The following is a 26,122-nucleotide window of genomic DNA, read 5'->3' as shown; positions in this document are numbered from 1 at the left end:
GCGAATCGATACCGCAGCAAATACGCTTGACTGGGATTCGCGTCCGTGATTCTCTAAGGCTGCTTACACGTTAGAGAAGGCTTCCGGGCGGAGACGTTTCGGGGGCCTTTTTCTTTGCGTTCTACTCCTCTGTTGAAAATCGATACGCCTACTGATCGCGCGGCAAGCCTTCTTGCTGGCTGCGCCATGTTCTCAAGGAGTCTCGGGAAGCGCGCTTACGCAGTTCCCTTGAGGTACTCCACGTAGAGTTCACCTAGCCGTCCTACGACGAATTCGCCGAAGCCTGGGGCAACCTTCTCGTTTACCGCAAGGGTGGTCTTTTCCGTTTTGCGGTCGATCGAGGCGACTGCCTTGCCGTCGGCAGATGTCCAAGGCTCAGGTTCCGCTCGCTGCGGCCTGGGCGCAAGCGCTGCGCATACGGCAAGGAAGCGCGCATCGGAATCTTTACTGCGAAAGGCCTGGTTCGAGATCAGCGGCGCCAAGTCGCCGATTGCATCCTTGCCCTGGAGCAAGGCTTCGAGCTCCATCCACCGTCTCCGGCCAGTTTTCGGGGCGGGGCCGATTGCCTCGATCAGCGCACGCGGAATGGCGCGACCGACCGAGATCAGGCGGGAAAGTTCGGTCTTATCGACGCTGAGGGCGGAGCCGATCGTGTCACGCTTGAACTCGCGGTCCTCGAGAGTGACGGCGTAGATTGCCCTCTCGATGAACGAAAGATCCTTCCGTTCGCCGTTCTCCTTGCCTTGCGCCACCACGAGCTCTTCGTCGGTCATCTTCCTGATGACCGCACGGACCGGCCGTCCGAGTGCCTTCAGCGCCCGCACCCGGCGATGACCGTAAGCCGTTTGGTAGCGGGCCGGCTGACTTGGATGAGGACGCAGTAGAACGGGAACGAGCTGGCCGTTGGCGGAGATCGATTGGACCAGAGCCTCATGCTCCTCGTCCGTACCAGGCATCCGGTCGGGCACGATAGATGCGTCGATCAGCGAGGCATCGATTTCGAGCACTGTCTCGCCATTGGCGAACCGATCGGCCAGCGCTCTCGCCGCTTCGCTCTCGGCCGTCAATCGCTCAAGCGACCGACTCATGGCTCCGACGACGCCACGCCCACCGAGGGTCGGGTGGGGTGCCCTCCCCTCCTCCGCCGGCGGCGCGCTAGGAGCGGCCGGCTTGGCATCGCTCAGCAGATCGCTGAGTAGGTTCTTGCGTCCCATCAGGCTCTCCCCCAGGCCGCTTGCATGAGGTTCTGGATCTCCCCATTGACGCCGTCGAGCGACTCCATCGCGCGGTCGTAGGTCGATCGCGTGAACTGTTCGCGCGGCACCTCGTAGAGGGTTTGCTTGGTGATGCCGGCGTCGCTGATTGCGGTGCTTTTCAGCATCATGTTTGTGATCATGCGGTCGCCGAAAAGCGATCTCATGAAGCCGACCATCTGCGCCTGCGGACCGTCGCCGGGTTCGTAGCGGGTAACGAGATATCTCATCCAATCGTAATTCATGTTGCCGCCGGCTTTCGCGACGACTTCCAACAAGTCCGAGGTCATCAGAAGAAACTGCGACATCGACATCACGTCGAGCATCTGGGGATGCACCGGGATGAGGACTGCGGTCGCGGCGCATAGTGCCGACAGCGTGAGGAATCCCAGCTGGGGCGGACAATCAATGACAACGGCGTCGTAGTTCGCCTCCACCGACCCGAGCACCGTCGCCACCCTTGCGAAGAAGAGTGGATCTCCGGACTGCCGCTGGGCCAAAGCCTTGGGCGTCTCGTGCTCGAATTCCATCAGTTCGATGTTCGCTGGCACGATATCCAGGAGCGGGAAGTAGGTCCGTCGGATGATGTCGCTCAATTCGCGTCGGCTGTCGTCGTAGCGGATGGCGCCATACAAGGTGCCGTTCTCTTCGACGTCGAATTCGGGCTGGTATCCATGCAGAGCCGACAAGGACGCTTGGGGATCGAGGTCGACGGCAAGAACGCGATATCCCTGCAAGGCGAGATGCTGGGCCAAGTGCGCCGCACTGGTGGTCTTGCCGCTACCGCCCTTGAAGTTAACGACAGCTATGACCTGCAGATGCTCCCCTTCCCCGCGCGTCGGCAGATATCGGCGCGAGGCCTTTCCGGTCTCGTCGAGATAAGTCCGAAGGGCCTGGATGTCGCCCAGGGAATAGAGACGTCGGCCGGCCGGCCCGATCTCGGGATCGGGCCCCTTCTTCTCGAGCGACAACTGCCGCAAATAGGAGTCGTTCACGCCGATCAACTTGGCCGCTTCGCCGGACGAGAATCGACGTAAGGTTTTTGCGGCTTTCGGCGGGAAGAGTTTCAGTCTGTGGGCGACAAGTTTCGCGGATAGCTCGCGAGCGTCCGCAGCGATCAGTTCATGGATCGCGCGAGGCTCATTTAACGCCGAATAATCGGCGACAGTTTGTTCTGTCAAAGACACGGCGGCATCTCGTGGTTACGACATTTTGCCGAAAACTCTACATTCGGCGTTAGTAACTCCGATTCTCTACCGCTCGGCAATGAAGAAAGGGTTAACGAGAGATTAAGGACTACGGGACGGCTGGGGCTAGGCCAACGAACCAGTCGCGCAAAGGCCGAGTTCTACATGCATCGCGACTTCAACGAATAGCAACAATGCGGTGCGTGGCGCTCCCATGTTCGGCGAAGCTCACCCGCAATCGCCGTCACCTATCTGAGAAGTGGTCTCGGCCAGACTGGTCGACGTCGAACACCTTGAGCACCCCTGCCCGACGCGGTCACTCGGCCCCATTTGGCTACAAAATTGCGCCTCCTAAGCCGCCAGCGTGCTGCCGTGGAAGGCCCTGTACGTTCAGAAGCCATGGATAAGCATAGAAGATTTCTGCCGCCGAACGATAGGCTGCTGCCAGCTCAATGCTGTCTTTGTCTGCGAAAGGAAATCTTGGATCGCGAGCGATGGCATTTTTCTCGGCATCGCTTCTATCGAAGACTTCCGATCCGTTGCAGCGGTGAAGTGCAAACTCTACGGGGCGTCACCAACTTTCTTCGCGGGCTGAGCCCGCTTTGGCGAGTGTTCGGGCCGCTCTCCCCGCATCGTCTGGGCCAACTGCGAGACGTTGCCATGCGGACGGCGAGACAGCGCAGAACCTCATCACCATCATCGATCGGCCGACCGAAAAGGCGTTCGGATCTAGTCTCGCGCCAGTGTGAAATTGGACGATGACCACGAGCCAAACTCTTTGCTAGGCGAATTTTTCGAGATGCTCATTCGGACCGCCCAGGCGACGCTCGTATCTTTTGCCTGCCCGCGGTCGATGCGCCCCATGAGAATCGAATTCCAAAGAGCATTCAGCGGTAAGGGCCGGCAGGCTTTTATCATGCCCACCCAGCTCTGATCGGAGATGTCCGCCAGGCCAATCTCGGAGTTTATGATTTTCGGTCGGCTCAGGCCTGCTAGTCAAAGAACCCCTGGCCCCAGATTGCCGATTTTGCAACCCGGTTCAGATGTGGACGGCTCCACGCACCAACGTCTAGCGAGGGAAGGATCGCGTAATGTAGTGCATTGGAAAGTTGACCGCGGTCAACTTTTGCTCGGTGCAGAAAGCCGAACACCGTCGTAATCCGAGGAGGGAAGGCAGCAGCTCATGCCCGCAGGACCCCCGCATCCGCTTTGGCATTTCGGTATCATAGCACCTACACGCCCTGCCTGTGCGCGCCCGACCATCAAAAGTTGACCGCGGTCAACAAGCCGGTGAAAATTCTGAGCCTCAAGTGCACGGTTGGAATCTGGAGAGCAGACGCTCTTTTCAAGCAGAGATTCATTCCGCGCCCTAGGGGGCCAGTCCGGACCCGGCAACCCAATCCAGCGAATCTCAAGGTCGCACAGCCTTGGCCGCCGTCGCGACGGGGCTGGACGCAGCACAGAACCCCCGGAAATTCCAAACAGACCGTTGAGCGTACTGGTCCGAGGAAAAGTCAAAGGCGGCCTCAAACATCAGAATGCCGCTAGGCGTCGTGAGCAAGCCTTGGCGAGCAATTGGGGTTGGCCTTCAAGTGGTGTATCCGACGTGCTATATAAGGATACACGTTGGCGGATAGAGGAGCGCCCGATGGCTTTCCATATTAAGAATCCCGAGACCGACGCGCTGGCACGCAGGGTCGCTGCGCTCAAGAAGATTGGCCTCACCGAGGCCGTGCATACGGCGCTCGCCCATGAGCTGGAGCGTGAGCAGGGTAAGCCAACCTTGGTCGACCTGGGCGTACAGTTCTGTCGCGATCTCCGGGCTAGAGGCAATCCGCAGAGCGGCAAGCCTGCTGACAAGGCGTTCCGCGACAGCCTGTACGAGGATTCCTGATGTTCATTGACGCTTCGGCGCTCACCGCGATGCTGACCGACGAAGATGAGGCGCGCGAGTTGCTGGCCCGCGTGCAGCAAAGCACAACCCGGCTGACTTCGCCGCTGGCCGTCTGGGAGGCGGCGATTGCTATCGCCCGCGTGCTCGATCTGCCGATCACCGCGGCGGCCGAAGCGGTCGAGAGTTATCTCGCGCTGATCGAAATTAAAATGGTGAACGTTGCGCCCGAAACAGCCCGCATCGCGCTCGACGCCTTCGACCGCTTCGGCAAGGGCCGACACCCGGCGCGGCTCAATTTCGGGGACTGTTTTGCCTACGCCTGCGCCCGATATCTTGGCGAACCGTTGATGTTCAAGGGCGCGGATTTTCCGCAGACCGACATCGAGGCGGCCTGACAAGCGCTACTATCGGACCGAGTCTGAGCGTGGCAGAAGTAATGAACGCTGATTCGCGGGGAGCCAGCCCGATAGCCGTGACCGCGACGTTCGGACAGTCGACCTGACCAACGAGGACATCTGAGCGCGGACGGCGGCCGAAGGCGTCCGGTAGAGGGCAGGGGACCTGACCAGCGGCGCATCTTCTCGGCGGTTTGGCGCCAGCGCGGCGAAGAGTCTGGGTCGAGGTCGGCCGAAGCGCTAATTTGCTAGCCGAAATTCAATCGTGGACTGTCCGGAACCGACATCGCTATGACGGAAGCTAAAGCCGTGTTAGTTTCCGTTTCGCTGCTTCTCCCTAAGGTTTATCAGGGCCTTGCTGCCGACCTACAAAATCCCCGATCCACTGCCTTGGGCCCAGCTCGTCGGACCGCTCGCTGCCGCCGAGGACGCCGTGGCTCGCTTCGACGAGCGGCTGGCCAAAAGCCCAATCCGTGACGGCGCAATCAGCCGGACACACTTCACCGATGCCTGCGCCAGTTTGTGGCTGGACGGCGAACTTGTCCACCTCGATGACCTCGTGCTCCACGATGCCGGCATGGACGTTCGCGCTCCTACCCATGAGCTGACTCGCGCCCACGCCGTGCTGCGCGCCCGTCGGCGCATCGCCGAGGCGAAACCCGAATGGGCGTTGTCAGCTCGAGGGCTCTCCAGCCTCCGCGGGCGGGGCGAACGAGAGCAGGAGACGAGCAAGTGGAAGGAAGGTGAGGGAGGTTTTGAGATCGACGAGGCTCGCGAGCGGGAGGAGGTGGGTCTCGAATTGCCCCTCGGTCTCCGCGAGACCGATCCCCATCTGGCCGCCGCTTTCGACGCGGTCGACGCAGCGAACACCAGGGCGGAGCGGAGGCTTGCCGACGAGACTCGGTTTCGGCCGGAGCGGGATTCTCTCATCTACGATCCCGACTGGGATGAGGAGGAACGCCTCGATCAGTGGCGCGATGTGGTCGACCAGACTCGCGGCTTGCCGCCGACCCTGGCTGGGGCGATTGCCGCCGACGCCTGGGGTGAGATCGAACCGCTCGAGCACACGCCTTGGCTCGGCCGCCTGCTCGCCGCAGCATTGTTGAGGGACCGCGGCAAAACGCGATCCCATCTGCCGTGCCTGCATGCTGGGCTGAAAAACATTCCGCGTGAGCGCCGGCGGCCACGCGAGGCCGCAGCGCGTTTGGTCGTGCAGCTCGAGGCCATGACGGCCGCCGCCGAGTCTGGCCGCAAGGATCACGACCGCTGGCTGATGACCAGAAACCTGCTCGCCCGAAAACTCCCCGGCCGTCGCACCACTTCAAAACTGCCGGCTCTCCTCGACTACGTGCTGACGAGGCCGATCGTTTCGGCGGGCATGATCGCGGCGGAACTCCAGATCACTCCCCGTGCTGCCCAAAACCTGGTCGCCGAGCTCGGCCTGCGCGAGGCGACCGGGCGCGGACGCTACCGGGCGTGGGGCGTCCTGTAGAGGCGAAAGCCCGTGTTGTGAACGCTCGGCAGAAAGGCCGTCTCGTCCAAATTAAAAATGCACCAACAAAAAAGCCGCGCGGTTGAAATCCAGCAGCGGCCGTTTCCAGCGCCAGAGGGTGTGACGAAAACTCCGGCTCGAGACGCTGACCAAGGCCTTTATTCGTCCGGCACGCGAGACGAGGGCTTGAGCCTTAGTTTGACCGTACTTATCGTAGCCCAGCTACGACATAGGCAAGAAATCAAAACTTTTATCGCCGTCGACCAGGTACGCCGCGACATAAGAGTACGCGGAATGACCAACTCGCGCGTCCCAGCGACACGCCCCGGCCGACCGCTATCCGGAAGCCGCGCGGCATTCGCAATCGGTTCGTCGACATGGACCGCGGCACGAGGATTCTCGGCCTCGATGTAGCTGAAAATGCTGTCGCGATCGGACAACGCGAAGCGCGACCAGACTAGTTTCACCGTTCCTGCTCCGGCGCTTTTCGAAGCGCAGCGGCACGGCGTTGTGCGAAATGCGCTTCGGCCTCGAAATCATCGATATCAGGCCGCGTGTCGGCCAACGCCTGGCGCACCTTCTCACGAAACCAGGTATCGTAAGCTTGGCTGTTGCTCACGAGCTCCAGCGGAAGCATCCCTTCATTGGCCGTGCGCGTCAGCAGGATCCGCACGGCGTCGGATACCGTGAGACCCATGTTTTCCAGAACCGCAGTGGCCTTTTCCTTCACGTCCGCATCGATGCGGGTCTGGACAGGCATTCGAAGCCATAGCGACCTCCTTATTCGTATCCAGATGAAATACATTTGAATGACATGCACCAGAGACTATCACGGCTCCGTGAGCCGAGGCTGTGACAGCGGGCAAATGGCCCCGCCTTTCGGCGGAGCCATTGCTGTGGGCCCTCAATCCCGATTCGGGCGGGACCAGATGAGCTGTAGGCCGTCCTGGCCCTCCACCTCGATCAGGGTGGCATAGATCGGAGCCGGGAAGCTCGGATCGTCCAGCTTGACCGAGAGGTAATCGCGCTCGGTGTCCCTGGCGCTCTTCTGCCAAGCCGCTCCCAGCTCGACATTGCCGGCGAAGATGCGGAAGTGCGGTCCCTTGTCGGAGGGATTCTCGACGCGAACCAGCTTGGCTTTGGCATTGAGAGCGAGGGTGCGAACCGTGCCGGAGAAGCCGTTACCGGTCGAGGTGAAGGTGCCGATGGTCGCCATTGTCGTGTCCTTTCAGTTTCCCGGGCCGCCCATCGCGGCCTCGATGGCTGGCGACAGACCGGAGGCGATCGACCCGCACGCCGAAGGGGCCGGCACGCAGTAGAGGGCAGCCAGGGCACGACTTTCTTGGCTTGCGCGAGGAATGGGCGCGCAGCGGCCAGGGGAAGAAAGTCGTAACCGGCTGTTGCGGGGGTAAGAGCGAGGCGGCGCTCAAGCGACGACGCCCTTCGGTCAGACATGCCAATCGAGAACGGCGTGGGTGCGCCACAAGAAATGGCCGAGGAACACGACAATGTCGACCATCGAAACCTTGACCGACGAAACAACCCGATCACCGCTCACCCCACACATCTTTAAATTCCTCAGGCTTGCGGGTCGACACCCCAAAACGGGCAAGCGCGCTACTCTGCCGTAAAGAGAGCCACGCGGCCCGACAGTGAACCCGCAGGCCGCAAGCGCGATTTGCTCGGCACAGCGACGACGACCTGTGCAAAGTCAGAATGACGTCCTCCTCGAAGGAGGAACGACATGCAGGCCGGATTAGTCGTCAACGATTTTGATCACCTGAGTGGTCCCTCATTTGGTCTAATTCTGTTCAGATGTCGAAAGTCACATACGGCGTTTATTCGTTTACGGCTGCTTAATGTTTGCGAGCAGGCGAACCCGTAGCCGGTAACGTGAGCGAAATGGCCGGGACAGACGTCTTGCTCGCCGGCGGTGATCGCGCGCGACTGCTGTTTGTCGACGTCTGGAATACGAAAACGCGACGCGGCTAGAGTGTTTCACATTTTGACTGAAGCACAACCGGAGTTGGCGAATAATTGGCGCATTCGCACGGCTGGATTTCTTGGATGAGGTGACCGACTCCAACTGTCCTCGATGGTGCGCTTCTGAGCTTGCCTCATCCACTTTGATCTTGGAGTTGGCTCTTCGGTCGGGTTGAGGTCGGGCGAGTATGGCGACAGGCACCGGCGCCAGCAGCCTGGACAAGCGTGCGCGATCAGTCCTTGAAGTAATGGGTCCGCTGCGCGAGTGATCTCGTCCTCGAAAGCCGCGGCGATGCGTTCTTCGCCCGGAGCGGGCTCTCCATTGTGAACGCGTCCGGCCTGATCCCATTTTCGATGCGTGTCCAGGTTACAGGTGCAGCAATCGGAAATCCGTGGCGCGCCCGCGGCGAATAGGTGCCGATCGCGGTAGTGCCGCGTCCGTTGCGCAGATAATCGAGGAAGATCCGGTTGCTGCGATTTGCCTGCGCCGAAAGGGTGTAGCGATTGGGATTGCGCGCCGCGAACTCGGAGCAAAGTCCGCGCGCGATGCGATGCGCCTGATCGTGCAGTATTGGCTCATTGAGCGGCGCCATCAGATGAACACCCTTGCCCCCGGTCAGCTTGGGCCAGGTGTCAAGCCCTTCGCGCTTCATCAGCGCGCGCAGCTCAAGCGCGGCTTCAGTAAGGACCTTCCATTCAACGCCCTCGCCAGGGTCGAGGTCGATGACGATGCGATCAGCGTGCTCGAAGTCCTCCACGGTTGAATTCCACGGGTGCAGCTCGACGACGCCCATCTGCACCAGTCCGAGAAAGCCATCAAGGGTGTTGACCCACAAGCGCGTGCCTTCGCCACCCTCGCGCTTCCGAATGCGAAGCTGATGCACGCCCCCCGGAATCTCGTTCGGAAGCGGCCCCTTGTGGTAAAAGGTCGTGCCGTGCACGTGCCGCACGAGCTTGAGCGGGCGGTGGCCGAGATGCGGCAGTGCTTTCTTCCAAACTCGCTTCCAATAATACGTCAACTGTTCCTTGGAGGGCACGACCGCGTCGGGAAGAAGCTGGAGGATGTTTTCCTTGGGCACGCCGAGCTTTGGCCGTCCGACAGAGGAGGGCACAAGCCGGGGGGCTTTGACCTTCCGCAATGCCAGATCGTCTCGAAGCCCTTTGAAGACTGCTTCGCGGAGCAGGCCGTCATCTGTGATCGCGCCATACTCCACTTCGACATCCATCGCCGGTTCGACCCAAGTCGCCTTCGGCTTTTTGATCCGGACATCGAGGGCCGATGTCCGCCGGATTAGCGGATCCAGCCGCTCGCGCAGTTCGCGCGCGCTCGTTTCCGTGTACCCGGTCCGAACCTTGCCCGCGTAGACGAGCCTGCCGTTCTGGCGCCGCCCGACGTAGAGCGAGGCGATCTTGCGCGGATGTGCTCCCAGTTTTTCCACGAACGCGACGATCGGAAACGTCTCGCTCTTCTTACATTTGAGCTTGATCCAGGTCTCCTGCCGGCCCGAGCGGTAGGGCCGACCGAACCGCTTGGCGACGAGGCCTTCCAAGCCGAGCTTGCAGCCGTTGGCGAAGATCTCGTCTCCATCGGCCTCGAGAGCCTCGACGTAGATGAAGGTGTGCGGAGCGTCCTTCAGAAGCTCCTGCAGTAGACGCTTGCGATCCTCATATGCCGCGTCGCGCAGATCGTAACCGTCGAGGTACAGGAGATCGAAGGCGTGATAGCGCACACGCTCGCTGCGTTTGGGGCCGAGCTCGCGCCGGAGCTGCTGGAAATCGGACAGGCCGCTGCTGCCGTAGACGACCGCCTCACCGTCGATGATCGCGCTCTTCGCCTTCAGCTTATGAGCCGCGGCTGCGATCGAGGAAAACTGCTCGGTCCAATCGAGCCCCGTGCGAGAATAGACGGTGACAACCCGATCCTGAAGATGCAGTTGCGCGCGGTATCCGTCGGCTTTGATCTCGTAGGCCCAATCCCTCCCGCGTGGCGCATGCTCGCGCAACGTGGGATCACACGGCTCTACGTAACCTGGAATAGCAGCTTTGCGGGCGCCAGCGACGCGCCATACTCCCGAACCAGACTGACGCAACGCCACGGCACACATGCGGACTCAACGCCGTCAAGCTGATTCGTTCCCTGGTGTTCGAGGGTTTTGGCAGAACCGCGTTGCTAGGGCCGCTCGTCGGCCGGTGGCACGTTGGGCCTTGTCGCGTCTAGCCGCCTGTCGCGAAGCCGGGCGTCGGGCTCGCCTATGCGCTTGTATGGGACAAGGGTCCGTTCTGACGCTTGCAGTCCCGAGACACGCTTGCCGACGAGTGCGCGCCATGTCCCCTGGAACCACCAAGGAGAGATGAATTTTGGTCGGGTATCGAACTTTGCGGGCGCATAAAGCCCGATCCGGCGATCATCTTCCCGACCGTTGAGGATGGCCTGGCAGGCGTGAAGTTCATCGATGCGGTGAAGTCCTCGGCACGCAAAGGCGTCTGGGTCCGGATGACGCAGCTGTCGATGCGTCGGTCATGAGCATCAGGGAATCGTGCCGATGACGATGACACGCTTGAGAAATATTGATTCGGGAATCCTATAAAGCACGGCAAAATCAAGAATCTGCCAAAGTAGTGCTAGTCCTTTACTCATAGACTGGCCGCGCGATCCACCGATAAGTGCGCCGCCTTGCGGCAGCGCAATATGTCGTGACGGGATAATCCTATGCCGGCGCTGACCATCTCTCTTTTCAAGCGTCAGACTTACGATCGCCTCCGCCTATCGAGGAGGACCACGGGAAACCATTTCTCCGCCTTTCATAACCATTGGATCGACCGTGTGTTGGCGATGTTGTTCAAAGGATTGGTCGTAAGCAGTACGAGATCAGCCACTCTTCCCGGCTCGATCAAGCCAACGTCCCTCGAGCGCAGTGCGCGGGCGGCGTTCTCGCCAGACACCTGGGATGGCGAAAGCCCGGCTGCCACTAGCAACTCAAACTCCTGATGAAGGCTTTCGCCCGGAATTATCCAAGGGTTGGTCAAATCGGTTCCGGTCGTTAGCAACGCGCCAGAATCTCGCATGATGCGCACGAGAGCCTGCAATTTGGAGTAGGCTGCAGGGTCCAACAGAGGAACACCAGATGCAAGCGGCTGCCGACTACGATGGCGAGGCGGCCTCCGGGGCCTTGAGCTTGGAAGAGGAGGGCGACAAGGGACCACGATTGGCCGGGTCCAAGTGGTTCGTATATCGAAACGGGCAATCCCTTAGTCTCGTGAGCCATCCCACCGCGCGTCATTAGTGCCACGGCTGTAGCCGAGCGGTATAAGAGCCCGGCATGCGCATGCCGGCACTTGCGCGAGCGAAGCTAGTTCTCGAAAAAGTGTTTGCGTGCTGGAAGCTATTTGCTGCTTTTGCTGGTCGCAATTGGTGTCAGAGCTGCAAGGCAGGTCATCAGTTCGTCTCTTCGAAATGGCTTCGTCAACCTAGGCAGGTCCGATTCGATTCCTTCCACTTCTGAATAACCTGAAATGATCAAGACCGGAGTGTCAGGAGAGGTCGCGCGAATTGTGCGCGCCAACTCAGCGCCGCTCATGCCAGACATGAGATGATCCGTCACGATCAAGTCGATGGGAGTTTTATCTCTCACCACTTCGAGTGCCTGCTCGGCCGATGTCACCTCGATGACGCGATAGCCAAGATCGACGAGCATATCCGAGGTGCTTAAGCGAACGAACTCCTCATCATCCACTAGCAATGCCGTGCCACGGCCTCGTACTGAGTGGGCATCGCGCGCGATACTACGTACTTTTGGCACAGATTCGGTTTGAGGCAGCCACAGCTCGATGTTGGTACCGAGGCCCAGCTTGCTATTGACTATCAATGCACCGCCGAGCTGGGAAGCTAGACCGTGGACCATGCTGAGGCCCAAGCCAGTGCCCTTCCCTAGGCCCTTGGTAGAGAAGAACGGTTCGACCGCTCGAGCGAGCGTTGCCTCGTCCATTCCGACCCCAGTGTCAGCCACGGAAATTCGAACGTATTCGCCGGGCGGTACCTTCCGGTCTGCCTCCAACTGAGTATCTGCTGACGCGGCTATCCGCAGCGTGCCTCCATTCGGCATAGCGTCGCGAGCATTCACTGCCAGATTTAGAAGAGCCATTTCCAGCTGGTTCTGGTCCGCCTTGGCCGGCGGCAGGTTATCTTTTACGTCGACTACGACTTTGATCTGTGGCCCCGTCGTGCTCGACATGAGCTCAGCCATGTTCTCAACCAGCTTGGAGACGTCAACCGCAACCGGTTGGAGCGGCTGACGCCGAGCAAAGGCGAGCAGCCGCTGGACAAGCACCTTCGCTCGCTCCGCCGATTGCGCGGCACCGGCGATCAGGCGCTTTTCACGATCACCACCTACCTCGCGGCGCTGCAGCATATCGAGCGCGCCGACGATCGGCGTAAGCAGATTATTAAAATCGTGGGCAACGCCTCCGGTGAGCTGCCCCATCGCCTCCATCTTCTGGCTTTGACGTAATGCTTCTCGGGCAACTTCGAGTTCAGCTTCGCGGGATTTAGTGACGCTGAGATCGCGACCAACTGCGATGAAGTTTTCACCGTCTGCCTCCGGCGCGACAGTCCACTCAATATGCTTCCAGCCGCCTTGCACGGTTGCGATACGATTTTCGAACCGGCTCGGCTGACGCGTCTTAGCCATCCGAGCAATCGCGGCCAGCGTAGATTGCCGGTCATCTGGATGCATGAAAGTCGAGTAGCCACGTGCAAGGAGCTCCGCTTCGCTCCATCCCAGTATTTGCGTCCAAGCAGGGCTCACCGCAGACATCATGCCGGCGTAGTCGGCGCGCGCGAGCATGTCCTGAGAGAGATTCCAGAGGCGGTCGCGCTCTGCCGAACGGGCCGCAACCTGAGCTGCCAGTGTTTCGTTCAACTGCCGCAAGCGGCCCTCGCTCAGTCTTAGCTCATGCTCTGCTGCGCGCCTGGCTATCGCGGCGTGCGTGCGCTCTGCAAAGTCGCGAACGAGAGTAACTTCCTCGACGCTCCAAACGCGCGGTACCGGCGAATGAATAAACATTTGGCCGACGATGCGGCCATTCTCCATAATGGGTAAATCGAGATGCGCTCTGATTCCAAGCGCTCGAAATGCATCTGCATTCGCGGCGGTGCGCGGATCCTTCTGAACATCTGTGTTCGTAACCACGCGGCCCTGCCGTAGATCGTCGATATACGAGCCATAATCTGAAAATTGATGAAGGCCGGCAAGATTATCGTATCCAGGGGCGAACCAGTTCCTTTCAACCAAAGTAGTTCCGGCTTCATGATCAATCGTGCCATACCCGACTCGCGAAGCCCCTAACGCCTTGCCCAACAGCTCAGACGCTGTAAACGAGATGTCTGCGGTGTCCGCAACGTTGCGCAGGCGCTCGTCGAGTTGCAAAAGTGCATCGCGCCGACGCGCTGCCAGGACCTGGCTCGTCGTCTCGGCGACGGCACAGAACATCCCGGCGACGTGACCTCTCTCATCGCGAACCGGCGAGTAAGAAAAGGTAAACCAAGTGTCCTCGTTGTGGCCGTGCCTGTTCATTGTGAGGGGCAGGTCCTCACGGTAGGTCGCCTCACCCGCCATGGCGGCGTCGATTAACGGCGAAATGTCAGGCCAGATTTCTGACCAAATGTCGAAGAAACGAGCGCCAAGTGCGCGCGGGTGCTTGGCACCGAGGATTTCCGCGTACGCGTCGTTGTAGAGAAATCCAAGCTGTTCGCCCCATGCGACGAACATTGGAAACTTGGAATTGAGTAAAAGACCGACGACTGACCGCAAAGACTGCGGCCAATTTTCCGGGTGACCAAGTGGTGAATTCGACCAGTCGTGAGCGCGCATAAGCGCCCCGACGGTGCCGCCACCGTTCAGAAAGTTGAATTGTCCGGTCCAGTCGGCTGTTCCGGACATCCAATCGGCCATATGCCCTCACTGTCGGAAAAGTTGACCCGTCGCGGAAACGATGACGGGAAGAATGCATCCAAATCATACCCAACGCGAGAGGTCTTTGATTGCAGCATTGCAGCAATTACTCAAAATTAGCCAACGGAGGTACGCGATTGAGATTGTTTGGTCGTACTTCTCCTCTGGCGTTCCCGGAGACAGGGACGCGTGATCTCACAGACAACGAAAAGATTCGATGCGAGACGATTTGCAGCCGGCTCGGCGAGACCACTAGAAACGCACGTTGAACCACATAAAGCTAATGCGAATGGAAATGGCCGTACTTCGGGATTACGATCTGGCAGACTACTCCGCTGGGCCGGTATTCGAGCTTTGTCCCTCCGCTCGGTCCACTGCCGAGGCTGCGGGAGATGAGGGTCTGGCCAAAGCCGGATGAGGTCGGCGGCGTCACCAACGGGCCGTCGCGCTCCTCCCATTCGATCTGCAAAGCACCGTCGTCGAGCAGGCCGATCCGCCGCACTGACAGCTTGCCGGATCGGCTCGAAAGCGCGCCGTATTTCACCGCGTTAGTCGTCAATTCGTGGAACACCAGCCCCAGGGAGACGGCTGTCTTGGAATCGATGGAAATGTCCAATCCTTCCATCGTGATGCGTCCGCCGGATAGCGTCGCATACGGCGCAAGCTCGACCCGAAGCACATCTTTGATCTGCAGGTTTTCCCAGGAGGCATTGGATAGCAGTGTGTGGGTGGCCGCCAGCGCCTGGATGCGGCCCGAGAAGGATTTCTGAAAGTCCTCGATCGTGCGTTCGTGGGATGCGGTACGCGCGGAAATCGCCAGCACCATCGCGAGCGTATTTTTAACGCGGTGGTCGAGCTCACCCATCAGAAGGGCCTGGCGGCGCTCGGCGGCTTTGCGTTGCGAGAGGTCGATCAACGTCACCACGCAGCCTTGCGTCCGATCGCCGGTGACGACGAGCGGCGCGGCGCTGATCATGACGTCTGTGACGTCGGCTGTCGACGTCTTCACGGCGGCTTCGAGGCCCTGCACGGGCGTGCCGCTCGCCGCCATTGCCACGATATCGGCACCCGACATCAACTCGGATGCATCGGCAAAACTCAGCTCGATCGCCTCCCCGAATGGCCTTCCGATCGGAGCCTCGGCGCAGATCCGCTCGGCGGCAGCATTAATGTGCGTCACCCGGCCAGCGCGGTCGCAGACGATGACGGCCTCGTTGGCGGAAGCGAGAACCGACCGCGCCAACCGCTCCGATTCCTTGGCTGCAGCGATTTGTTCACGCTCGCTAATATCCGTAAAGGTAATCGCGACGCCGCTCACAATGCCAAAATCGATCGGGGCTCCAGTGAGAAGAAAGCTGCGATCGCTGTCGCCGACGCGAACGTGGATTTCAGATGATTGCCGCTCCTTCAGCGCTTGCGTGAGAAGGCGGCGGAACATGGTCTGATTGACGGCGTCGAGCATGCCGAGCAGTGCTTGTCCCGACAATGCGCCGGCGAGACGGTCTAGCAACACGCACAGCGCCTGGTTGGCATAGAGCAATTGTCCCTCGGCATCGAAAGCGGCGGCGCCGATGTCCATCGCCTCCATGAAGGTGCGGTAGGACTGCCCGTCGCCTTCAAGAGTGAAGACCTGTTCGGTAGTCCCCCCCTTGATGACGACGGCGTCGATTTCGCCCTCGCGTATGGCCCGGAGCGTCTCCTCGGCTTCGTAAAGCCGAGCCTCGAGTTCGTCCCGGGTCAACGCAGATACGAGCGATACCACCGTCATTATTCCTCAACGGACAGGTGAACTAGAACCTTCTGAGTGTCGGAAAGGTCCCCGATAATCTTGCGGATGGGGACTGGAAGCTCTTTAACCAGGGTCGGGATCGCTACGATTCCGTGTTCGCGAGCGAGCTGCGGCTGCTTCTTGAGATCAACGACCTCAACCCTGTACTTGCCAGCAAGGTGCTCCGAGCAGATCTTTTCGAGGTTGCGGATCGCGGCGAGCGACTTGGGTGTCTCGCCTGCGACATAGAGGACGAGCTTGACGGGATCTTTGCTTGATGCGGTCATGACTTAGCCCTGTTTCGTCTTGCCAGGGAGGTCCAGTCCCCGCCCGCGTGCTATTTCTGCCGCGTCTTCCCGGCTCTGTCTGAGATAAACGTCTTCAGCCTTCGTCATTCGTTTGAGCTCGGACTCGTCGGCATCGATATCGGCCCTGAGCGCCTCGATCTGGGCGAGCGCGCGTCGTCGTCGCTGGCCGATCTGGTCCTGGACCCGCGCGACCTCGGCCAGCCGACCGACTTCGGCCCGTCGCGCGCGAGCCTCCTCGTTACGCCGCGCCGACCCGGTCAACGCGCCGCCTTCGCCGAGATAGGGTTCAAGCAGATGGATGCCGTCGTTCGACATGACGAACTCGCGCACCTGATTAGAATGCGAGATGCCTCGTGCTTTCAGCAGGTAAAGTTCGCGGTTGAACTCGCCGTTCGCCTCTCGGTTGAGCAGCAGGATCCAGCCATCCATTAAAGACGACAACCCGGCATCGGTCTCGGCCTGCTGGACATGTGCCAGGTGGGTGAACACGGCCGTGATACCATTGGACTTGAGAAAATCGACGATGCGCAGCAGCATCGCCTGTACCTCGCTGATCTCTGCGGAACCGGTGAAGGCGGAGATCGGATCGAGCACGACAAGCTGTGGTTTGAACTTTCCGACCTCGCGCAACATGATCGCAAGGTGCATTTCGAGCGAGTAGAATGTCGGTCGCGTCGCGATATAGCGCATCTGCCCGTTCTTCAGCCATTTGTCGAGATTGGTGCCGATCGACCTCATGTTGCGGACGGTCTGCGCCTCGGACTCCTCGAAGGAGAGATAGAGCGCGTGCTCGCCGCGCTTGCAGGCAGCGTCAGCCATCATGCAGGCGAGCGAGCTTTTGCCGGAGCCGGCGACGCCGGTGAGTAGGATGCTGCTGCCGCGGTAGAAGCCGCCGCCGGTCAGCATGGCGTCTAGGTCGGGCACGCCGGTTGAGATGCGCTCGTCGAACACCTGGTGGCCGAGGCCGAGGGAGGAGACCGGCAGGACCGAGAAGCCATCCTCGTCGATCAGGAACGGATATTCGTTTGTACCGTGTGCCGTGCCGCGATATTTGACGATGCGCAAGCGCCGCGTCGAGATCTGCTTCTCGACGCGGTGATCGAGCAGGATCACACAGTCGGAGACGTATTCTTCCAGACCTTGCCTGGTCAGGCTACCGTCCCCACGTTCACCAGTGATAACGGCCGTCAGACCTTTCTGCTTGAGCCAGTCGAACAAGCGGCGGATTTCGGCGCGCAAGATGGCCGGGTTTGAGAAAGCCGAGAACAGGCTCTCAATCGTATCGAGCACGATGCGCTTTGCGCCGATCTGGTCCACAGCAAATTCAAGGCGCAGAAAGAGGGCTTCGAGATCGTAATCGCCGATCTCGGCGACTTCTGACGGGTCGATTGCAATGTGCTCGATAACGATCTTGGATTGGTCGATTAGGCTCTGCAGGTCAAAACCGAGCGAGTCGACGTTCGCGACGATATCGACCGGTCGCTCCTCGAAGGTCACAAAGACGCCCGGCTCGTCGTGTTGCCGCGCGCCATTGAAGAGAAATGTCGAGGCAAAAAGCGTCTTGCCGCAGCCCGCCGAACCGCAAACCAAGGTCGGGCGCCCGGAGGGAAGGCCACCTAGTGTCAACTCATCGAAGCCGTCAATACCAGTAAGAGACTTGGATATTCCTTCAGTCATGCCCCGGTTCCAGAACTTGTCCAATCCCGTTGTAGTTCGTGGGAACTGAGCTGCCCAGTCCTAAAAGTGCGAATATTTCACCGGTCCAGGCGGAACTAAATTCGACATACGAGATGGCCGTGGAGGCGCTCTACCCCGGCTGCGGACAATCAGAGCAGACGGAAGATCTCCCTCTCGAACGCGACAATGTCTTCGTGGGATTTGTTTGCGCCGCAGGAGCAGGATCGGCTCCCTCTCGTCCGCGTCGTCTTCGCCTTCGGGTCAATAGAGTGCTTCAAGCCGGCAATCCATTCGCGTTCTTAAGCACGGATGCGGAGCGATCGGCCCAGCCACTTCTTACCGATCCGAATCGTCACTGGAACTCATCTGCGCACCCAAAAGTTCTATTCGCTTAGGCCAGAAGGAGGCCGAGACCAGTGACTATCTTGCGACAAGCCATCGACAAACTCGGTCCGTATCAGTCACTCACGCTGCTAGCCGTGCCGGTCTGTCTGGTTGAGCCTTTGAAGCTAATAGCTGTAGCGGTAGCGAGCGAGGGCCACTGGATCACCGGCACAGCCATGATCATCGCAGCGTATGCCGCCAGCCTACTCATTGTGGAACGACTGTTCGCGGCAGTGAAGCCAAAGCTGCTGAAGCTTAATTGGTTTGCGAAGCTCTGGGCTTGGCTCATTGTCATACGATACCAGCTCGCACGTCCGTTTCCGAGCACGTCGGCTTCGTGACCCTTATGTCATTGTTACGCGCATGACCACGTCGAGCACTGGTGAGGAAAGAGCCGTTAGCATCCTCCGGGAGCTGCACGCTGCCGAGGACGAGTTGATCGGGAAGACTGTCGTCATGACTGACGGCAAAGCTGGAACGATTGATCATGTCTATCTCGACGAAGTGCACGGTCTTCGCATTTCAATCGCTGGGCACGACGGCGAATGGCCGATTTCAACCGTCAAGCTCATCCAGAACTGATGGCTGGAGCACCATCTTCACCGACAAAACAGCCCGCTGGTTGTTTGGGTGGCCGAGAGTTCGCTAGGGTCAAACTCGACACGAACTCAAAGTGAGCATAGCGCGTCCGCTTTCAGGCACATCGCGACCACACGGTCGGCACTTAGTGATTAAGCTGCCTCCTTTATTGCCCGAGTTTTCCGGGACGGGACGGTGGACACGCGAGGCCAACATCCCAGACAAGTCCAATAAGAAACAGACTGGATGGACCACCAGGCTCGGCAGGGGAACGGAGGCCTATTCGGCCTCTTGCGGGAGGCCGGTTGGCTGGGGCGCCGGAAGAACTCGACCGGATCCACCTCCAGTGTAAGGCCGTATGTCCGGGTCTGCCGATGAGGTGGCTCGCCCTACACTGCGCGTCCGAGGGTTGCTCGGGCGGACCGAGCCGATCCTAGGACGAGCCGTGGCAAATTATAGGGAAGCATTCGTCGGAATCGATGTGGCCAAGCTGAGAAATGCCGTCGCGAGTGCGGACGCAGGCGGGGAGGGGGAGTTCGGTTCTTCGGTGAGGTTGATGCTTCGGCCACCAACATGCGCCGCGTCTTAGAACGGATCTCCAAGCGGGTTGACCGCGTCCACTTCTGTTAAGAAGCCGGCCCGACTGGCTATGATCTTTATCGCCTGATCCGGTCGCTCGGCCACGAGTGCATGGTGGTGGCGCCGTCGCCGATCCCAAGGAAGGCGGGCGATTGGGGGGATAACGAATTAACGAATCGCCGGGACGCCGTTTCTCTCGCGCGTCTACTACGCGCTGGCGAGCTGACTGCGGTATGGGTTCCCGAGGCGCGATGGGATAAGTTGCAAGCCATTGCAAGAGGCGTTTTCGCGAAGCACCGTTGGCAACAGTCTTTGCCGCTTTCGTTCTCGGTCTAGTGATCGGCGAGCGCCGTTGAGCCAGTTGCTCCTTCGGCCGCTTAACGACAGCTCCCAAGATTGCCGAGCGACGGCGTACACTCGTTGCCGCTTATCGCTGGTGTCCCAGACCGAGGCTGAGCGCCAATGCATTCTGTCTTAAAGATCCTTTCGCTCCACTTCATCAGCTTCGTCAACTTAGCGACGAGCGTACGAGATTGTGAACGAGCCTTGAGAAGCTTGATGTCCGCTGCCGCAACGAACCAAGGTTCAATCATGCACTTTCGATGCCCGATGGCGTTCACGTTCACTTGGCTTACAAGTCAGCCTGCTCCTGGGAACTGATACTTTTTCCTTCGTGTCCCTTGGCGAAGATTCGGCTATCAAGAGTGCCAAACGGACCGTCTAGACTCCTTGATTCTAAAATTGACGACGCGACACAATGCTCGGACCGGATCCTGAGGTTTCTTAGGAGGCGCTCCCTACAGCTTTTACCACCGATCTACGACCTTGACTTGTGGCTCCGCGGCTCCCTCCGATCTGCCATAAGCCTTCTGAACTACGCCTTCCTGAATTGCGGTCCGTATCTCTTTTGCGGCCTTCAGGGCGCGACGCATGAATGGGTCTTCGCTCTCTCGGCTGAACGTCAGTAGCTTGTTGCAATGCTGGCAGTTAATCTGCGAGCCTTCCCGCACTTTGCCGACCTTCTCACGAAAGACTTGTCTGCAAGCGGGACACCGAACCTTAACCCTGTCTTCCACCGCAAATCTCCGGAATCTGTGAACCCTTGTTCTCGAATACTTTGAGAGCCAAACCTAAGCACTCCTATGATTGATGGTTTGTTTCGCCCACAGTTCTCCAGGTCTGAAACGTCAAATTTGACGGGATCTTGCAACGGCACTTCAGGAGCGCTTCGATAGTTTGAGGGTGAACAGCAAAATTAGAAAGGGACAAGATGCACTATCCGTTGGATCATGGCTTACCTCTTGTGCAGCTGAAGGAACGTCGTCGAGAAATGGTCGTCTCACTTCAAAATCGGATCGATCTGGTCGATGGCGTTGAATTGAGGTTACTCGCGGAACTCCAGCAGGCAATCGTTGCTATCGAGAGCGTGATTGCTGACCTCGACTGCGAGCAGGAAGTCGTCTTCGCCGCCGATCATCAAGTTCGCGCGATTCTGCCGTTCGGCAGGCGTGCAGCGGTTCACTCTCCGATCTGACGCCGCTACCGACGAGGGCGTCGGCCCGCCCGCGGAAGGCGGCTCTAGGACTTAACGGACCGTTAGCGAGACTGAAGTAGGCTTAGGCTCGGCAGCCGTTCGGGTCCGCAAGCAATGGAATTTCAGAGTGTAACACCCGCTGTTGTAGCAGCGATCCGGCAGCGTGATCTCCTGAACACATGGCTGCGTCTGTACTTGCACAATGAGGACGACCTTCCCGCCGTTTCCGAGTACGAACCCGGTCGCCTCAAGGAAGAAGCCGACGATCTCGTTTATTATTCTGTCGAAGGGTCCTGCACGCCGCCCGTGGTAACGATACGGAGCGAGGGAACTCGTATGTCGAGTGCTTATGGCGCGATTGGTAAAGGCCGCCGACTAGATGAGTACGTTGGCCCCCGGTTGGCGGCGTCTGTGATGCCAGTTTATCACCTATGCATCGAGCGGCGGCGGCCAGTATACACCGTCTCTCACCTGAAGGACGACGAAGGTCGCGAGGTGGAGTACGAGAGATTACTCCTGCCGTTTGGGCATGGCAGCACGGTGACTGACATCATCGCTTCGCTCAAAACCATCAGCATTGAAGGACGTTTCGAGCTTAGAGACCTGATGAAGCGTACCGAGATCGTAACTGCCCCGGCCGTGCGGGCCGTGATCGACCGCGAGCTCTCTAACGCGCGGCCCTATCGCTCGTCAGCGTGGGCGGATGATCTCGTATTCGAGTGATTAAGGCGTCGCTGCGTGCTTGAAAGCTTCGAGGAAAGTCGACCTTCAGGGGAGCGTGGGCCCGAAAGGCGGCGACGGGGATCGCGGCGATCGAAGCTCTCGTCGTACTTCGGAAACCGGAGGAGCGGCCGTCCTCTTGGGCGACCACTCCTCCAACTCTCTTAATGCATATGAATGAGCCAATAGCCGGCGCCACCGACGACGATAACGGCGGGAACTGCCCACAGCAAAAGAACAGGCATCGGTCTTACTCCTCAACAAGTGACTGCGGGTGGTACTGCAGCAAGATCACTGCTCGGTACAAACCTTCGTGGTCTTGACTGCACCTTCGGCTTCAGTCCGGGTCTTGAACGTCGTGTCCCCGACAACGGTCGTGGTCGTCGTCGTGGGCTTGGTGTCGACGATCGTGCACTTCTTGGTGGTTGCATCACGCACGATGTAGAACCCTTCTGCCTTCGCTACCTGAGTGCCAAAGGCAAGAGCAGCAAACGCGCCGCAGATAATGAGCTTCTTCATTGGGTAGTTCTCCTCCTAGTCAAGCAACGAAGAACCAATCCGTCCGCGTTGCTCAACGTTCCGATCCATTGGCTCGAGGAGCGGCTCGCGTGCTGTTAAGGTTACTCCAATTCCTGTCGCGAGCCGGCAGGTGAGAGCAGCTTAACTACGTTAAAATTCGCAGGCGTTTCAATAGGAACGAAGCATTGCGAACTCCCTTTGATGGGCATGAACGATCACGCTCAACTCGCGACCGCGATGCTGGTCCTTTTCTTCACCGCGATAGCCTTGGTCTGGGGCCAGCTGTACTTAGAGCGAGCCACCACGACGCGAGAGCAAGCCACACTGCAAATCGGCAAGAGGATTTCGCAGTCCTCGCCGATCGCCGTTTCGGGATTGCGCGGTGAAGCAGCGAACATTTCTTCTGCGCTCTCGCGCTGACGACCTCATGATCGTTCTGCGCCTTTGGTGAGCGACGTCCTGCGACATGGTCAAGACGCGCCAAGCGCACCTTGTTTTGCTCTTCCCGGAGCTATGGACGTCGACAGCTAATTACAGCTTGGCCTTAAGGGCTTCTTGCCTGGCGGTTGTGATTCTGTAATGCCGGGATGTCAATCGGCGTTCGGCTGCGACCCACTATCGGCATCCAAAAGGGAGTCCTTTGATCGGCGCGCTCTGTTGGTAGCGCTCGGGTCGTCGGAGCTGGTCGGGGTTGCGGAGGCGGCGCGAGCGCGGGTTGTTTGAACATCGTCGCGGCTTTGAATCGCCAACTGTCGTTGCCGGTCTCAACGATGTCGCAGTGATGGGGTCAATCGGTCGAGTAGCGCGGTGGTCATTTTGGCATCGCCGAACACGCTGGGCCATTCGCCGAACGCAAGATTGGTGGTGACAATGATGGAGGTGCGCTCGTAGAGCCGGCTGATGATTGGAACAGGAGCTGACCGCCCGATTGCGCGAACGGCAGATAGCCCAGCTGGTCGAGAACGATGAAGTCCATGCGGCTCAGATGCTCAGCGAGCCGTCCCTGCCGTCCGTTGCGGGTCTCGGTCTCGAGCCGGTTGACGAGATCGACGACGTTGTAGAAGCGTCCTCTGGCACCATCGCGGATGCAACTTCTGGCAATGGCGATGGCCAGAAGGTCTTGCCTGTGCCGGTGCCGCCAACCAGCACGATGTTCCGTTGCTGGGCGATAAAGCCGCCGCCAGCGAGATCATTGGCGAGAGTCTGATTGATCGGCGTACCGTCGAACTGGAAGTCGGCGATGTCCTTGGCAAGCGGCAGCTTGGCAATGGTGAGCTGGTATTTGATCGACCTGGCCTGCATCTCGTTGATCTCGGCGTTGAGCAGGTCGCCGACAATGCGCTGAGGCTCATGCTGGCGCTTGACGGCAGTTGCCATGATCTCGTCGAAGGCAGCCTTCATGCCGTAGAGCTTGAGTTCGCCCATGAGATCCAAGATTTGGGTTCGTTCCATCAGATGGTCCTCCGGAGCTTGTCGTAGCGGGCACAATCGGCGATTGGTGCATGACGGAGCGTCAGTGCGGCCGGCGTCATGATGTTGGCCGGTGGGGCGGGTTCACGTTGACGGGCCAGGATATTGAGCACGACATCGGCGGAATGGACGCTGTGACTGAGCGCTTCGGCACAGGCCGCTTCCACCGCGGGCAAACCGTCAGTCAGCACCGCGTTGAGGATGTCGACCATCTGCCGATTGCCATCATCGGTGCTGGCAAGCTTGCGCCGGATTCGCTCGATCGCGGCCGGCAGCACCCAGTCCTTGAAGGGAGCACCGTTGCGCAAGGCGCCGGGTTTGCGGGCGAGCACCGGCACATAATGCCAGGGGTCGTAGACGGTATCCCCGCGGCCAAAGGATCGCGGGTGCTCGGCAACGATGCGTCCATCCTGACGGATCACGATGCGATCGGCATGGGCTTGAACCTCGACCGGCCGTCCGACCGCGGCTGCGACCGAGTACTCGTTGTTGTCAAAGCGCACCAGGCGGGTCTTGGAGACCGATGCCGTCACCGCATGAAAGCCATCGAAGCGGCCGGCATAGGGGACGAGTTTGGGGCGTTCGGCTTCGAACACGTCCCAGATCGTCTGATCGGCCAGCTCCGGATGGCGATGAGCCTTGGCGTAGGCGATGCATTTGTCGATCAGCCGGGCCTTTAACTCGTCGAGATGTTTGAACCGCAGCCGCGGCGTGAAGAAGCGTTCGCGGACCAGCCCGACCTGGTTCTCGACCTGCCCCTTCTCCCAGCCCGACGCTGGCGTACAGGCGACCGGATCGACCAGATAGTGGCTGCACATCTGCAGGAAGCGGCGATTGTAGATACGGCCTTTACCGACCAAGATCGTCTCTACGGCGGACTTCATGTTGTCGTAGATGCCGCGGGTGCAGGCGCCTTTGAACAGGGCGAACGCCCGGTCGTGGGCGTCGAACACCATCTCCTGCGTCTCTCGCGGATAGGCCCGCACGAACAGCATGCGGCTGTGACAGAGCCGGACATGAGCAGCCTTCACCATCACCGTGGTGCCGCTCAGCAGGACGACTTCGTGGCTCCAGTCGAACTGGTAGGCTTCGCCTGGTGCAAAGCTGAGCGGCACATAGCCGACGCTGTCGAGGTGCCGCGTTCCTTGCTCCATCGTCGTGCATATCGACGAACCGCATCATAGCCGCCGGCGTAACCCAGGCCGCGAAGCTCTTCGAATAGCCGGATGCATCAGCCGTTCCCGCGCCGACTTGCTCGCATTCCCTGCCAGCAATCGGTCAAGCTCGGCACTCCAGGCACCCATCTTCGGGAGCGGCTGCGTCTCGCGCTCATACCGGAACTCCGTCGCCTGAGAACGAATGACCTTGCGAACCACCTTCCGCGATACGCCGAGTTCTCGGCAGATCGCCTTGATCGGACGACCATCAACAAAGTAGGCGCGACGGATCCTACCAATCGTCTCCACCACCAGCATCCCAACCTCGGCTTCCATGACTCGATGGAAGCCACTGTGGACCCTTATCCCGGGGTCCCGATTGGATGCCGATCACCCCGAAAACGGGGTCCTTATTCCATGCCGAAACACACAAGGCCCGACAGCGGCGGAAAACCGGACGTATCCCGAGGTCGCCGAAGGGCCAGGACCGGACTTCCAAATAACGAAGCAGAATGGCGTGGCTCACTTGGCTCGCTTCCAAACGACCTCGGTCGTCCCTCCGGTCGATGCAACGGCGTTCGTCAGCCTAAGCTCGTCCGTCGAGACTGCGAACGTTCGCTTCTGGTCCGTCCCGTTCCAGTTCGGAAATGAACTGCCCACAACATGAATGTTGAGGGCGCGATCTGGCTCGCTGACGGTGTACGTGCCAAAGTAGGTGATCGTGCCTTGGGCCGTTGCCTTGTATTCGTCGGCCGTGCCCTTCGTTCGATCGTTGGCGGCAAATTTGGCACGGTCGGAACGCATTACCGTAATAATGTAGTGGCCCGTCCCATCGAAAAACGCAATCCCATTTGGATCGTCGCCAAACACCGTGAGCCTGCTGCCGTCCGCGTGCACGGAATTGAATGAGACTAGGTCCCAGGCGCCTAACAGTTGCTCCGTCAGTGTCTTCTGCTGACTGAGAGCGTTGTCCGTCGTGGCAATCATTCCCAGGACTACAACCATCATCATCATGCGGCGGCTGCGCATTGTGCCCTCTCAACGGCGGATGTGCGATCGACGGACATGGTTTTGGCCGGCCGCCTGTATGCTAGCAGGTCAACCGCTCACACGATAGCCGAACGCTCGAAGCGATGTCTGTTCGGGGTCAATCGCGTCGTCTACGATGGACAGATGCCGCGTCTGCTTTACCGCTGATCGCCGACATAGACGGGCCGCGCCGACTTTGTCGCGATGGGCCATTTCCGGACTCATGCACCGCAGCGAGGGGCG

Annotated in this window: 19 protein-coding genes and 6 pseudogenes; 9 read left to right on the top strand and 16 right to left on the bottom strand. The window is 59.6% G+C overall.

Annotated features, from left to right (window positions below; all coding sequences use genetic code 11):
• Positions 1–215 precede the first annotated feature (215 nt).
• Together repB and repA are read right to left on the bottom strand one after the other, a co-directional pair.
• On the bottom strand, positions 216–1,214 hold the full coding sequence (repB, locus tag ACVIIW_RS36290; RefSeq protein WP_456705414.1) for a plasmid partitioning protein RepB: 999 nt from the start codon (positions 1,212–1,214) through the stop codon (positions 216–218).
• On the bottom strand, positions 1,214–2,434 hold the full coding sequence (repA, locus tag ACVIIW_RS36285; RefSeq protein ID WP_456705544.1) for a plasmid partitioning protein RepA: 1,221 nt from the start codon (positions 2,432–2,434) through the stop codon (positions 1,214–1,216). Before repA ends, repB begins: the two co-directional genes overlap by 1 nt.
• Positions 2,435–4,088: 1,654 nt before the next feature.
• Between repA and ACVIIW_RS36280 the strand changes: the two genes are divergently transcribed.
• The 3 genes from ACVIIW_RS36280 to ACVIIW_RS36270 all read left to right on the top strand — a co-directional run bounded on the left by ACVIIW_RS36280 (position 4,089) and on the right by ACVIIW_RS36270 (position 6,221).
• Positions 4,089–4,334, top strand: a complete 246-nt coding sequence (locus ACVIIW_RS36280) for a type II toxin-antitoxin system VapB family antitoxin (protein ID WP_456705413.1) — start codon at positions 4,089–4,091, stop codon at positions 4,332–4,334.
• Positions 4,334–4,729 carry a type II toxin-antitoxin system VapC family toxin gene (locus ACVIIW_RS36275; protein ID WP_456705412.1) on the top strand — a complete coding sequence of 132 codons (396 nt, stop codon included), beginning with the start codon at positions 4,334–4,336 and terminating at the stop codon, positions 4,727–4,729. The genes ACVIIW_RS36280 and ACVIIW_RS36275 overlap by 1 nt, the downstream gene beginning before the upstream one ends.
• 355 nt (positions 4,730–5,084) lie before the next feature.
• Positions 5,085–6,221, top strand: a complete 1,137-nt coding sequence (locus tag ACVIIW_RS36270) for an RHE_PE00001 family protein (protein ID WP_456705411.1) — start codon at positions 5,085–5,087, stop codon at positions 6,219–6,221.
• A 222-nt stretch (positions 6,222–6,443) separates the two neighbouring features.
• On the opposite strand, the pseudogene ACVIIW_RS36265 reads toward ACVIIW_RS36270, so the two are convergent.
• The 10 genes and pseudogenes from ACVIIW_RS36265 to kaiC form a co-directional block, all read right to left on the bottom strand.
• Positions 6,444–6,688, bottom strand: a pseudogene (locus tag ACVIIW_RS36265) (type II toxin-antitoxin system RelE/ParE family toxin).
• Positions 6,685–6,991: pseudogene (locus ACVIIW_RS36260) on the bottom strand (type II toxin-antitoxin system RelB/DinJ family antitoxin). Before ACVIIW_RS36260 ends, ACVIIW_RS36265 begins: the two co-directional pseudogenes overlap by 4 nt.
• A gap of 134 nt (positions 6,992–7,125) precedes the next feature.
• Positions 7,126–7,437 (bottom strand): DUF736 domain-containing protein, encoded by a 312-nt coding sequence (locus ACVIIW_RS36255; protein ID WP_456705410.1) that lies wholly within the window; start codon positions 7,435–7,437, stop codon positions 7,126–7,128.
• A gap of 782 nt (positions 7,438–8,219) precedes the next feature.
• Positions 8,220–8,402: pseudogene (locus tag ACVIIW_RS36250) on the bottom strand (IS630 family transposase); the annotation flags it as partial.
• A 35-nt stretch (positions 8,403–8,437) separates the two neighbouring features.
• Positions 8,438–10,309: a DNA ligase D gene (ligD, locus tag ACVIIW_RS36245; RefSeq protein ID WP_456705409.1), complete on the bottom strand. Its 1,872-nt coding sequence runs from the start codon at positions 10,307–10,309 to the stop codon at positions 8,438–8,440.
• A gap of 697 nt (positions 10,310–11,006) precedes the next feature.
• Positions 11,007–11,408, bottom strand: coding sequence for an amidohydrolase family protein (locus tag ACVIIW_RS36240; protein WP_456705408.1), 402 nt, complete (start codon positions 11,406–11,408; stop codon positions 11,007–11,009).
• A gap of 179 nt (positions 11,409–11,587) precedes the next feature.
• The gene (locus tag ACVIIW_RS36235) at positions 11,588–14,155 is read right to left on the bottom strand and encodes a PAS domain-containing protein (RefSeq protein WP_456705407.1); all 2,568 of its coding nucleotides are present in this window, start codon (positions 14,153–14,155) and stop codon (positions 11,588–11,590) included.
• Positions 14,156–14,435: 280 nt separating this feature from the next.
• The gene (locus tag ACVIIW_RS36230) at positions 14,436–15,923 is read right to left on the bottom strand and encodes a sensor histidine kinase (RefSeq protein ID WP_456705406.1); all 1,488 of its coding nucleotides are present in this window, start codon (positions 15,921–15,923) and stop codon (positions 14,436–14,438) included.
• Positions 15,923–16,210, bottom strand: a complete 288-nt coding sequence (locus ACVIIW_RS36225; RefSeq protein WP_456705405.1) for a circadian clock KaiB family protein — start codon at positions 16,208–16,210, stop codon at positions 15,923–15,925. The genes ACVIIW_RS36230 and ACVIIW_RS36225 overlap by 1 nt, the downstream gene beginning before the upstream one ends.
• 3 nt (positions 16,211–16,213) lie before the next feature.
• Positions 16,214–17,908 (bottom strand): circadian clock protein KaiC, encoded by a 1,695-nt coding sequence (gene kaiC, locus ACVIIW_RS36220; RefSeq protein ID WP_456705404.1) that lies wholly within the window; start codon positions 17,906–17,908, stop codon positions 16,214–16,216.
• A gap of 416 nt (positions 17,909–18,324) precedes the next feature.
• Here kaiC and ACVIIW_RS36215 point away from each other — a divergent pair, with 416 nt between their 5' ends.
• The 5 genes and pseudogenes from ACVIIW_RS36215 to ACVIIW_RS36195 all read left to right on the top strand — a co-directional run bounded on the left by ACVIIW_RS36215 (position 18,325) and on the right by ACVIIW_RS36195 (position 21,707).
• A complete protein-coding gene (locus ACVIIW_RS36215; protein WP_456705403.1) occupies positions 18,325–18,633 on the top strand; it encodes a hypothetical protein in 309 nt (102 codons plus the stop codon).
• A gap of 22 nt (positions 18,634–18,655) precedes the next feature.
• On the top strand, positions 18,656–18,874 hold the full coding sequence (locus tag ACVIIW_RS36210) for a PRC-barrel domain containing protein (RefSeq protein ID WP_456705402.1): 219 nt from the start codon (positions 18,656–18,658) through the stop codon (positions 18,872–18,874).
• A 442-nt stretch (positions 18,875–19,316) separates the two neighbouring features.
• Positions 19,317–19,729, top strand: a pseudogene (locus ACVIIW_RS36205) (IS110 family transposase); the annotation flags it as partial.
• 991 nt (positions 19,730–20,720) lie between these two features.
• Positions 20,721–20,984 (top strand): hypothetical protein, encoded by a 264-nt coding sequence (locus tag ACVIIW_RS36200; RefSeq protein WP_456705401.1) that lies wholly within the window; start codon positions 20,721–20,723, stop codon positions 20,982–20,984.
• 114 nt (positions 20,985–21,098) lie between these two features.
• The gene (locus ACVIIW_RS36195; RefSeq protein ID WP_456705400.1) at positions 21,099–21,707 is read left to right on the top strand and encodes a hypothetical protein; all 609 of its coding nucleotides are present in this window, start codon (positions 21,099–21,101) and stop codon (positions 21,705–21,707) included.
• A gap of 288 nt (positions 21,708–21,995) precedes the next feature.
• Here ACVIIW_RS36195 and ACVIIW_RS36190 read toward each other — a convergent pair whose 3' ends face one another.
• Positions 21,996–22,223 carry a hypothetical protein gene (locus tag ACVIIW_RS36190; RefSeq protein WP_456705399.1) on the bottom strand — a complete coding sequence of 76 codons (228 nt, stop codon included), beginning with the start codon at positions 22,221–22,223 and terminating at the stop codon, positions 21,996–21,998.
• Positions 22,224–22,424: 201 nt separating this feature from the next.
• On the opposite strand from ACVIIW_RS36190, the gene ACVIIW_RS36185 reads away from it, so the two are divergent.
• Positions 22,425–22,643 (top strand): hypothetical protein, encoded by a 219-nt coding sequence (locus tag ACVIIW_RS36185; RefSeq protein ID WP_456705398.1) that lies wholly within the window; start codon positions 22,425–22,427, stop codon positions 22,641–22,643.
• Positions 22,644–22,959: 316 nt separating this feature from the next.
• Here ACVIIW_RS36185 and istB read toward each other — a convergent pair.
• The 3 genes and pseudogenes from istB to ACVIIW_RS36170 all read right to left on the bottom strand — a co-directional run.
• Positions 22,960–23,675, bottom strand: a pseudogene (istB, locus tag ACVIIW_RS36180) (IS21-like element helper ATPase IstB); the annotation flags it as partial.
• Positions 23,572–25,168: pseudogene (gene istA / locus ACVIIW_RS36175) on the bottom strand (IS21 family transposase). The pseudogenes istA and istB, both read right to left, overlap by 104 nt.
• 204 nt (positions 25,169–25,372) lie before the next feature.
• Positions 25,373–25,879, bottom strand: coding sequence for a lipocalin-like domain-containing protein (locus tag ACVIIW_RS36170; RefSeq protein ID WP_456705397.1), 507 nt, complete (start codon positions 25,877–25,879; stop codon positions 25,373–25,375).
• Positions 25,880–26,122: the final 243 nt, after the last annotated feature.

The sequence above is a fragment of the Bradyrhizobium sp. USDA 4449 genome (assembly GCF_054056275.1).
This window is presented reverse-complemented; position numbering and strand designations above follow the sequence as displayed.

Excerpts from the sequence above, each read along its gene's own strand:
- ACVIIW_RS36195 (WP_456705400.1), top strand. The coding sequence starts at position 21,099 with ATGGAATTTCAGAGTGTAACACCCGCTGTTGTAGCAGCGATCCGGCAG.
- ACVIIW_RS36235 (WP_456705407.1), bottom strand. The coding sequence starts at position 14,155 with ATGGCCGATTGGATGTCCGGAACAGCCGACTGGACCGGACAATTCAAC.
- ACVIIW_RS36210 (WP_456705402.1), top strand. The coding sequence starts at position 18,656 with ATGACCACGTCGAGCACTGGTGAGGAAAGAGCCGTTAGCATCCTCCGG.
- ligD (WP_456705409.1), bottom strand. The coding sequence starts at position 10,309 with ATGTGTGCCGTGGCGTTGCGTCAGTCTGGTTCGGGAGTATGGCGCGTC.
- ACVIIW_RS36190 (WP_456705399.1), bottom strand. The coding sequence starts at position 22,223 with ATGAAGAAGCTCATTATCTGCGGCGCGTTTGCTGCTCTTGCCTTTGGC.
- repB (WP_456705414.1), bottom strand. The coding sequence starts at position 1,214 with ATGGGACGCAAGAACCTACTCAGCGATCTGCTGAGCGATGCCAAGCCG.
- ACVIIW_RS36280 (WP_456705413.1), top strand. The coding sequence starts at position 4,089 with ATGGCTTTCCATATTAAGAATCCCGAGACCGACGCGCTGGCACGCAGG.
- ACVIIW_RS36185 (WP_456705398.1), top strand. The coding sequence starts at position 22,425 with ATGGGCATGAACGATCACGCTCAACTCGCGACCGCGATGCTGGTCCTT.
- ACVIIW_RS36225 (WP_456705405.1), bottom strand. The coding sequence starts at position 16,210 with ATGACCGCATCAAGCAAAGATCCCGTCAAGCTCGTCCTCTATGTCGCA.
- kaiC (WP_456705404.1), bottom strand. The coding sequence starts at position 17,908 with ATGACTGAAGGAATATCCAAGTCTCTTACTGGTATTGACGGCTTCGAT.
- ACVIIW_RS36170 (WP_456705397.1), bottom strand. The coding sequence starts at position 25,879 with ATGCGCAGCCGCCGCATGATGATGATGGTTGTAGTCCTGGGAATGATT.
- ACVIIW_RS36230 (WP_456705406.1), bottom strand. The coding sequence starts at position 15,923 with ATGACGGTGGTATCGCTCGTATCTGCGTTGACCCGGGACGAACTCGAG.
- ACVIIW_RS36275 (WP_456705412.1), top strand. The coding sequence starts at position 4,334 with ATGTTCATTGACGCTTCGGCGCTCACCGCGATGCTGACCGACGAAGAT.
- ACVIIW_RS36200 (WP_456705401.1), top strand. The coding sequence starts at position 20,721 with ATGCACTATCCGTTGGATCATGGCTTACCTCTTGTGCAGCTGAAGGAA.
- ACVIIW_RS36255 (WP_456705410.1), bottom strand. The coding sequence starts at position 7,437 with ATGGCGACCATCGGCACCTTCACCTCGACCGGTAACGGCTTCTCCGGC.